This is a genomic window from Kitasatospora sp. NPDC098663 (assembly GCF_044760075.1).
Classification (GTDB): domain Bacteria; phylum Actinomycetota; class Actinomycetes; order Streptomycetales; family Streptomycetaceae; genus Kitasatospora.
The window spans coordinates 77,389-84,427 of sequence record NZ_JBIWAP010000031.1 but is presented as its reverse complement, the minus strand read 5'-3'; the positions used below and the strand labels follow the sequence as shown (position 1 = coordinate 84,427).

The following is a 7,039-nucleotide window of genomic DNA, read 5'->3' as shown; positions in this document are numbered from 1 at the left end:
CGTCGGCGTCGGCGTCGGCGTCGGCGTCGGCGTCGGCGTCGGCGTCGGCGTCGGCGTCGGCGTCGGCGTCGGCGTCGGCGTCGGCGTCGGCGTCGGCGTCGGCTGCATGGTCAACTCCTGCGGCCGCTGCGCCCACTGCCTCGGCGGCGACGAGCAGTACTGCACGCAAGGACCGGTCTTCACCTACGCCTCCGCCGACCGCGACGGCACCATCACCCAGGGCGGCTACTCCACCCACGTCGTCGTCGACGCCGGCTTCGTGCTGTCCGTCCCCGACAGCCTCGACGCGGCCGCGGCGGCCCCGCTGCTGTGCGCGGGCATCACCACCTACGCCCCACTGCGCCGCTGGGGAGCCGGTCCCGGCAAGAAGGTCGCGGTCGTTGGCCTCGGCGGCCTCGGCCACATGGCCGTCAAGCTCGCCCACGCCATGGACGCCGAGGTCACGGTGCTCTCCCAGTCGCTGAAGAAGCAGGAGGACGGCTTCCGGCTCGGCGCCGACCACTACCACGCGACCTCGGACGCCGGCACCTTCACCGAGCTCGCCGGGCGCTTCAACCTGATCGTCAACACCGTCAGCGCCGACCTCGACGTCAACGACTACCTCGGCCTGCTCACCGTCGACGGCGTCCTGGCCAACGTCGGCGTCGCACCCTCGCCGTTGTCCGTCAACGGCTTCCTCCTCACCGGGGCCCGGCGTGTCCTGACCGGATCAATGATCGGCGGCATCGCCCTGACCCAGGAGATGCTCGACTTCTGCGCCGAGCACGGCATCGGCGCCGATGTCGAGGTGATCTCCGCGGACCGGGTCAACGACGCCTACGAGCGCGTCCTGGCCTCCGACGTCCGCTACCGCTTCGTCATCGACACCGCCACCATCGGCTGACCCCCGCGGACATCGAAACGGCGAGAGGACCCGCACTCTCCCCGGTTGTGGCACGAGGAACTGCGGACCCGTTTCTGTAGCCACTGACCAGTTGCTGGCAGGGAGGAATCCTTCGCCGGTACCTGCTGCAGACAATCCACTGTTCCGCCCGGAGCTCCAGGCACTGGCCGGCTCCAGTCAACCCTTTGTCCAGAAGGGCGGCCTGTCTGGAATCGTGAGCGACATGCAGGGCTGGGGAAATGGCTCTCGCGCGATCGTCATGGGCCAGCCCTCGGCAGCGGATATGGCAAAGGGTGTCGATGCTCACTACTTCAATGTAATCAACGATAACGGTGCAGTCGTGTTCCTTGACGCACAAACCGGCCGCGCCGCACCTGAGGGCTATCGCTACTACTTCATAATGCGGACCCACTAGCTCCACCACCTTCTGGATGGCCTCCCCAACCTTGCCAGGGAGGCCATCCAGAGCTATCACGCCGAGCTCCGAAGGTTTTTCAGTTGCTGCATATCTAGCCCGGCGATTGCCTTGCGCGGTAGAATCGCGATTGCCAGAAAGGCTGCGCCCGGCACGCCCGCAACCCTTCGCGAAAATTCGGAGCCGAAAGTGAATGTAAGCAAGGAGCAAGCCGTCAAGTTGATTGAAGATCTGCTAGTCAGGCGGCAGAGCAAAGCAGGGCTGCCAAAGCTTGCCATCATTGGCGTCAATCAGACCGCCGTCGGATGGGTAGTGGCCTGGCAGTCCGAGCAATACAAATTGAATCCAATTTCTGACAACATTCTCGTCGGCGGCGGACCGTATCTCGTTGACGGCAAAGATGGAAGCATCTATGAAATTCCGGGAGAAACTTTTCGAACTGCAGACTGGCAAGCAATGTATCGGCAGCAGTTCAAGGGGGAGCAGCCTCCCGACCCCATCCTTGACTCGATTCGCGCCGCCCTCCAGGCGAACGGTCAGCTCGCAGCAATTCGCCTAGCGCGAAAGAGTGTACCTTCTTTCAGCATTTCCGAAGCAAAAGCATACGTTTCTGCAATTCAAGGTGGGGACGGCCCGCCAGAAGAATTGGTGCAACGAACTCGCAAGGTTGACCCCTATCCTCCGCTTCCGATCTACAGAATTTCGGGTCCAAATATTTGATGATCCCATCGGCGCGAACTCCACTTCCCTCCGGCGCCCACTGGTACGGCGGCGACCAGGCCGTCTGGGAGCGGTGGCGCGCCCTCGTCACCGGACGGCGGGATCGCCTTCGTACCGCGGGCTGAATCGGCGAGGCCGCCCTGGCTGGGGCGGCCTCGCCGTTCTCATGCCTTGCTCCGGGTAGCTGGTGTCATCTGCTTCCCGAGGCTGCGCCACCTGTTGGAGGGACCGGATCCTGCACTATCACCACCACGTGGCACCGGACCGCCGCCGCCGAACTCGCGCTGCGCGGAGTTCGGACAGTGGGCATCGCCGGACAGCGGCCTCGGCATCTTCCTGCGGGCGCTGAGCGGGCTGGGGCTGCTGTACCAGTTGCAGCAGCACACGGCACCGGACCCCGACGACTGCTGGGAACAGGACGAGGTCCAGAAGGCCGCGGGCCTTGACCCCGGATGTTGGACACGGGTTATGCGGCTTGGGCGAGTGTAGTTGATGTTGTGTGGAGTGCGGTCTCGTAGGCGATGGGGCTGCGGTGTCCGAGGCGGGAGTGGCGGCAGACGGTGTTGTAGCGGTACAGCCAGCGGAAGAGTTCGAGGCGGGCTTCGCATTCGCTGGTCCAGCCTCTGCGGCCCTGGAGCGTCTCGCGTTTCATCGTCGCGTTGAAGCTCTTCGCGGCGGCATTGTCCGCGCTGGAGCCGACCCGCGCTCATCGACTGGACGGCACCGGCTCGGCGGCAGGCCTCGGCGAAGGCCTCGGGGTGAATGACGCCGGGAGAGGGGGCGTGTTGCACATCTGCCCCGGCTGAGAGGCGGAGCGCCTTATCGCGGAGAACCCCCGGGGTCGATCAGGACGCAGGCACCGGCCCGCGTTCCGATGCCGGGCATGGAAGCCAGCATCTGCGACAGCGGGTGCTCGTCCAGCAGTTCCTGGATCCGCTTCTCCAGGAGCTGGCCCTGGTCAAGGACAGCCCGCAGGGAGCTGGCTGGGCTCGGCGCGATCAGCGCGGCCGCCTCGGTGCCCGGGACGACCACGGTCTGTTCGTCGAGCGCGGTGAGGATGTCCTCGCAGAGGCGTTCGAATGTGCGCGGGGTCAAGGGCCGGGCGACGCCGAGAAGGCGGCGGCGTCCGGCCTTGTGCAGGGCGGCAGGTGAGCCGAACCGTTCCAGAAGGGCCAGGACCGCTGGGTGGTCGCCCCTGGGGCCCAGCACGTGCTCCAGGTGCAGGTGGATCTGGGTGAGCAGTCCGCGTAGGCGGTTGGCGACGCGGGTCGCTTCGCTGGCGAGGCCGTCGTCGAACCGGCGATCCGGCGCATTGTCAGGCCAAGCGGGCAACGCGACGCGGCAGCCAGCGGCAGGGCGCCGATGGAGGCGGGCTGCTCGACAACGACCAGGGCGGTGCCGTGCTTGACGGTGAGCTTGTCGAGCACGGCCCGCATCTTGGGTTCGCTGTTCGGCAGCCGCATGCCGAAGACCCGCTCGCCGGCCGAGTCACCGCGGTTCCGTGGTGCTCTCCCTTGCCGACGTCCAAGCCGAGGAAGACGTCCACATCGCCGGTGTCGATCACGCTGGTCCCTTACGAGGTCGTGCTGTCCCGGCCGCGTTGGCGTGGCACCAGCGTGAAGTAGGCCGCCGGCGAGGTGCCCGTGGCGCGGGTCCTTTTCCGACGGCCCCTTGCTGAACAACGCATGCGGCTTTCACCGCACATCGCTCTCCGGAGACCGTCTCCGGGTGGAGGAGGTGGCTCGACCCGCGTGGATGTCCTGGTGGCACTCTTCGCAGACAATAAGCGTCTTGCGTTTTCTGCGTGCCATGAGAGGGAGTTCTGCGAGGGAGTGGGTGGTTCGTCCGATTGTGTTGAAGTTCCTTCACGGAAGGGGTGGTTGACGTTAGGCGGGGATGCGCTCTGCTGTAGGTACGGGCGAGCGCAGAGCCTATCCGAGCGACCAGTCGAATGAGGCATGGGAGCTGATCCGGCCGGTGATCACAGCGTGGAAGGGGCGGCACCAGTCGGTCAGCGGGCACCGGGGCCGCTACGACATGCGGGAGATCGTGAACGCCATCCTGTACCAGGCCCGTACCGGCTGCCAGTGGCGGTACCTGCCACACGATCTCCCGCCGCCCAGCGCGGTCTACTACTACTTTGGCAAGTGGCGCGACGACGGCACCGACCAGACCATCCACGACCTGCTGCGCTGGCAGGTCCGCGAGAGCCGGGGCCGGCACGAGGGCCCCAGCCCGGTCTTGCTCGACACCCAGACCGTGCGCGCCTCGGTCAAGGCGCCCAGGGACACGACCGGTCTGGACCCGGGCAAGAGAAGCCCCAGCCGCAAACGCGGCATCGCCACCGATGTGCTCGGTCTGCTGATCGCGGTGCTCGTGGCCGCCTCGAACGCCACCAGGGCCGCACTCCGGGCGGCGTGATGGTTCGCGTCCTGCAACGCATCCTCGCGCTGACCTGCGCGATCTGGCACAACGACCACACCGGCCAGCCCGTCATGCGCTCACTGACCGCCTACGACCACTAACCCTTCGCATCACTCATCTAGGCGGACGGACCACGCTCGCAGGCCGTGGGAGCGCACGCGTGTTGCTGACGGCAGGCTCGAAGCACCTCCCGCCCGCGAGTCGGCCGCCGAACTCCGGCGTTCCGCACTGGCGTCGGCAGAACCTCTGAACCCGCCCCGCCCCGCCCCGCGTACTCACCCGACCGCCGAGGATGCCGGCTGCCCCTCACGGACGTGTGAGGGGCAGCCGGCGTCGCCGGCGGCTCCGGTTCCGCTGTCGACTGGTGTTCTGATGGAACGGGCCCACCGGGCTGGGACGGTGGTTCGAGGAGCTCGCCGGCACGACGCGGTACGGGGGAGGAGGTTCTCGGACGGCCGGGCCTACACACGCAGCGCGCCGGCGTCGCGGAGCAGGGCCGCGAGATCGTCCGGGATCGGCATGTGGGTGGTCAGCCCGACCCGGGTGCGGCCGGTGTTGCCGTCCGGGTAGTTCCCGGCCGCGGAACCGGGTGCGGCGACGACCAGGCGCCCCAGCTGGCCGAGCATCTCCCACACGTCGCGGTCGCGGAGGGCGAGGCGGAACATCACGCCGTGGGTGAGGGTGTGGGACCACGGCCAGGGCTGGGACAGGATGTGGGCACGCTCCACGGCCCTCCATCGCTGCGCCGTGGGTCCTGGGGTCCGGGCCGCGGCCATCTCGGCATCGAATGCTTCGAGCAGGGCGGGCGGCATGGGAGCACGGCGGGACACTACAGACCTCCAGTGGTTCGGATTTCATGGATTCAGACCCGGATGCGGCGAGGCGGTGCCGAGCGGTTTGGTCCGCGAACGGCTCCGCGGGCGCCGGTGCGGCGCATGGGCACGTCGATCAGGGCGAGGTTGCTCGGTTGCGCATGTCCCCTGCACGGTCCCCTCGTCGGGGCTCCGCCGCCGATCGGGAGGCTCCGGGCCCGAGCCCGGAGTCGGAGCTTCGGAACACGGCGACGATGAGGACCGCCGCGCCCGCCATCAGGACGGCGCTGACCACCGAGGCGATCCGGGCCTCCCGGGCGAAGGCGTCGAAGGCCACGTGCCGCAGGGACTCGGCGGTGCCGCTCGGGAGTGTGGCGGCGGTCTCGACGGCGCCGCCCAGGGTGCTCCGCGCCGCTTCCAGTTGGCCGGGAGTGAGGGCGTCAGGGGCGTTGGCCGCCAGTTCCGAACGGTAGACGGCGGTGCCGATGCTGCCCAGGAGCGCGATGCCCAGCGCACCGCCGAATTCGGCGGAGGTCTCGGCCGTGGCCGAGGCCGCTCCGGCCCGCTCCGGTGGTGCGGCGGACAGGATCACCTCGGTGACGACCGCGGAGACGGCGCCGATGCCGATCGAGACGACGGTCATGCCGCTGACGAGGTGGACGACTCCCGAACCGGCTTGGAGCAGGGCCAGCATGACGTAGCCGGCGGTGGCCACCAGCAGCCCGGCGGCGATCACGTTGTGCTTGCCGATGCGCGGAGCGAGCGCGGTGGCCAGCGCGATGCCCACGGGCATCACGAGGAAGGTGGGCAAGGACCACAGGGCCGACTCCAACGGGCCCATTCCCAGGACGAGTTGCATGAACTGCCAGTTGAACAGGCTGAAACCGACCAGCCCGAACGTCGCCAGCGCGTCGATCAGCAGGGGCACGTTGAACCGGCGGCTGCGGAACAGAGCCATGTCGATCATCGGGTTCGCGGACCGGTTCTGGCGGCGGAGGAACGCCGCTCCCACAGCGAAGCCGACGGCGCAGCAGGTCAGGGGAATCCACCCGAACCCGTGCTCCGCCACGGCCTTGACGCCGTAGATGACGCCGAGGACGGCCACGAGGGACATGGCGGCGCCGAGCAGGTCGAAGCGGCCCGGCTCGGGGTCGCGGTCTTCGGTGAGCAGCAGCGGGCCGAGGACCAGCAGCAGGACCATCACCGGCACGTTGATCAGGAAGACCGATCCCCACCAGAAGTGTTCCAGGAGCAGGCCGCCGATGATCGGACCGAGGACGGCGCCGCCCGCGAAGCCGGCCGTCCAGACGCCGACCGCGGCAGCCCGCTGCGCGGCGTCGTGGAACATGCTCCGGATCAGGGAGAGGGTGGACGGTGCCAGCGTGGCTCCGGCGATGCCCAGGAGGGCGCGGGCCGCGATGAGCGTCCCGGGGCTGGTCGAGTAGGCCGCGAGGACCGAGGCGGCGCCGAAGGCCGTGGCGCCCGTGAGCAGCACCCGTCGGCGCCCGAAGCGGTCACCGAGCGTGCCCATCGTGATGAGCAGGCCGGCGAGGAGGAAGCCGTAGGCGTCCATGATCCAGAGCTGCTCGGAACCGCTTGGGCGGAGGTCGGCCGCCAGGGACGGGAGCGTGATGAACATGACGGCCATGTCCATGGATGCCAGGACGCAGGGCAGTACCAGGACGGCGAGGCCGGCCCACTCCCTGGATCCGGCGCGTTTCTCTTCTCCAGTCATGCCCTCTCCTGAGCGGTGTGTGGGGATCCGGGCGGACGTAACCATCTCCG

Annotated in this window: 6 protein-coding genes and 4 pseudogenes; 5 read left to right on the top strand and 5 right to left on the bottom strand. The window is 68.3% G+C overall.

All coding sequences use genetic code 11. From position 1 onward, the window contains the following. The 3 genes and pseudogenes from ACIQVZ_RS29200 to ACIQVZ_RS29190 all read left to right on the top strand — a co-directional run. The coding region (locus ACIQVZ_RS29200; protein WP_402453971.1) for an NAD(P)-dependent alcohol dehydrogenase at positions 1 to 883 on the top strand (883 nt) is incomplete at its 5' end. A gap of 70 nt (positions 884 to 953) precedes the next feature. Continuing rightward, positions 954 to 1,298 (top strand): annotated as a pseudogene (locus ACIQVZ_RS29195) (toxin glutamine deamidase domain-containing protein); the annotation flags it as partial. Positions 1,299 to 1,487: 189 nt separating this feature from the next. Further along, on the top strand, positions 1,488 to 2,018 hold the full coding sequence (locus ACIQVZ_RS29190) for a hypothetical protein (protein WP_402453969.1): 531 nt from the start codon (positions 1,488 to 1,490) through the stop codon (positions 2,016 to 2,018). 466 nt (positions 2,019 to 2,484) lie between these two features. Here the strand turns inward: ACIQVZ_RS29190 and ACIQVZ_RS29185 are convergent, their stop codons facing one another. From ACIQVZ_RS29185 to ACIQVZ_RS29175, 3 genes and pseudogenes are all read right to left on the bottom strand, one after another. Next, positions 2,485 to 2,670, bottom strand: a complete 186-nt coding sequence (locus tag ACIQVZ_RS29185; protein ID WP_402453967.1) for a hypothetical protein — start codon at positions 2,668 to 2,670, stop codon at positions 2,485 to 2,487. A gap of 182 nt (positions 2,671 to 2,852) precedes the next feature. Next, positions 2,853 to 3,582: pseudogene (locus tag ACIQVZ_RS29180) on the bottom strand (transposase); the annotation flags it as partial. A gap of 130 nt (positions 3,583 to 3,712) precedes the next feature. Then, positions 3,713 to 3,868 carry a hypothetical protein gene (locus tag ACIQVZ_RS29175; protein ID WP_402454024.1) on the bottom strand — a complete coding sequence of 52 codons (156 nt, stop codon included), beginning with the start codon at positions 3,866 to 3,868 and terminating at the stop codon, positions 3,713 to 3,715. Positions 3,869 to 3,914: 46 nt separating this feature from the next. Here ACIQVZ_RS29175 and ACIQVZ_RS29170 point away from each other — a divergent pair. Together ACIQVZ_RS29170 and ACIQVZ_RS29165 are read left to right on the top strand one after the other, a co-directional pair. Beyond that, positions 3,915 to 4,409: pseudogene (locus ACIQVZ_RS29170) on the top strand (transposase); the annotation flags it as partial. Beyond that, positions 4,403 to 4,543 (top strand): annotated as a pseudogene (locus tag ACIQVZ_RS29165) (IS982 family transposase); the annotation flags it as partial. The pseudogenes ACIQVZ_RS29170 and ACIQVZ_RS29165, both read left to right, overlap by 7 nt. 360 nt (positions 4,544 to 4,903) lie before the next feature. Here the strand turns inward: ACIQVZ_RS29165 and ACIQVZ_RS29160 are convergent. Together ACIQVZ_RS29160 and ACIQVZ_RS29155 are read right to left on the bottom strand one after the other, a co-directional pair. Continuing rightward, complete coding sequence (locus ACIQVZ_RS29160; protein ID WP_350878766.1) at positions 4,904 to 5,254, bottom strand: DUF3703 domain-containing protein; 351 nt, start codon at positions 5,252 to 5,254, stop codon at positions 4,904 to 4,906. A gap of 136 nt (positions 5,255 to 5,390) precedes the next feature. Further along, positions 5,391 to 6,989, bottom strand: coding sequence for an MFS transporter (locus ACIQVZ_RS29155; RefSeq protein ID WP_402453965.1), 1,599 nt, complete (start codon positions 6,987 to 6,989; stop codon positions 5,391 to 5,393). Positions 6,990 to 7,039 lie beyond the last annotated feature (50 nt).

Excerpts from the sequence above, each read along its gene's own strand:
- ACIQVZ_RS29185 (WP_402453967.1), bottom strand. The coding sequence starts at position 2,670 with ATGAAACGCGAGACGCTCCAGGGCCGCAGAGGCTGGACCAGCGAATGC.
- ACIQVZ_RS29160 (WP_350878766.1), bottom strand. The coding sequence starts at position 5,254 with ATGCCGCCCGCCCTGCTCGAAGCATTCGATGCCGAGATGGCCGCGGCC.
- ACIQVZ_RS29155 (WP_402453965.1), bottom strand. The coding sequence starts at position 6,989 with ATGACTGGAGAAGAGAAACGCGCCGGATCCAGGGAGTGGGCCGGCCTC.